The 1,197-nt window shown below is 41.5% G+C and carries 1 protein-coding gene; it reads right to left on the bottom strand.

Annotated elements, in window-relative coordinates; translation table 11 throughout:
- Positions 1-248: 248 nt before the first annotated feature.
- Positions 249-1,019 (bottom strand): PEP-CTERM sorting domain-containing protein, encoded by a 771-nt coding sequence (locus tag PX481_RS17955; protein ID WP_002761553.1) that lies wholly within the window; start codon positions 1,017-1,019, stop codon positions 249-251.
- Between the last annotated feature and the right edge of the window lie 178 nt (positions 1,020-1,197).

The following is a 1,197-nucleotide window of genomic DNA, read 5'->3' as shown; positions in this document are numbered from 1 at the left end:
TGGAAAGCCTGTTTCTGCTAGTTTCATGAGGGTGAGGGTTTCTAGCTTGTCTTCGAGGTCTTCTAAGAGAGAAATTTGTTCTGAGAGGGGAAGTTGATAGACTAGGGTTTTGATTTCTTCAAGGGTTAGGGTGGAAATCATAAGACTCTGGGGTTGTCGAGATATACATTTATGTCAAGCAAACGCTTAATCCCTGACTTTAAATGTACAAGGAAGTCAGGGAACTTTTGCCGATGATAATTTAGGGGTTATAGTTTTCGGTTTAAGGCTGCACCTATTCCTAATACTCCTAAACTCAGTAACCCTAGAATTGATGAAGGTTCGGGAACTGATCCGGGAAGAGTACCCTGTATAAAACTATAACTGCTTATCTCCGCTAGTGCATTAGTGTAACCTGTTGCATCCCCAAAGAAAAGTCCGTCGGAAGCATTTGGGGTAACTCCACTCAAAAGGGCTAAAGTGGCAATCGGTAGGTCGTCAATGTATAATTGAGCGTTTCCGCTGTTAAATGAACCTTCCAAGCGATAATTATGAAACACGGTATTGTTAAATGATCCTGGCAGTATTTGAAATGCTGAAATGCCGATTGCGTCAGTCCCAAACCCAACCGTAAAACGTTGTGATGAACTATTGATGCTTAATCCCAAACCAAAGAAATTTTGAGGATTTAGTACAAATTCATCTTGAAGCACTCGTGATCGCCAAGATAAGGTAAAAGGCTGAGTCGTGTCAACGACATTCGCTAACCTATAGCCGTTAACACCATCACCTGATCCTAATGTATTTTGAGTGAGAACACCGTTACTGATAGAAAACACATCTGTCTCCGTTGCTGTATTACCATCTACCAAATACGTCCATCCTTGTGAACTTGGTAAGGTATTAAAGTTCAAGGTGACGTTAGAAGCGTTAACAGGTACAATCACGAAGGTACTAACAGCTAAAACAGAGGATGTGATCGCTATCTTGGATAAGCAATTCTTATCCCCCCCCCGATAAATAAGTTTTGCTAATGTCATAACCGTAAAACCTCATTCAAATTAATATTACCTCTCATTGACATCCTCGCCGCACTTTTAGGGCGGCGATTCCTAAACCTCACGATTTAAGTTTCTGCTTCCACCACCGTCGCATACCACAGTTAAAAAACCATGTACTGTCTTACACAGAGTCCACAGACTTTCGCCCCATTTCAGA

This window comes from Microcystis sp. M53603_WE2, assembly GCF_030065435.1.
The sequence above is the reverse complement of the archived record's forward strand: the minus strand, read 5'-3'. Positions and strand labels throughout refer to the sequence as shown.

Excerpts from the sequence above, each read along its gene's own strand:
- PX481_RS17955 (WP_002761553.1), bottom strand. The coding sequence starts at position 1,019 with ATGACATTAGCAAAACTTATTTATCGGGGGGGGGATAAGAATTGCTTA.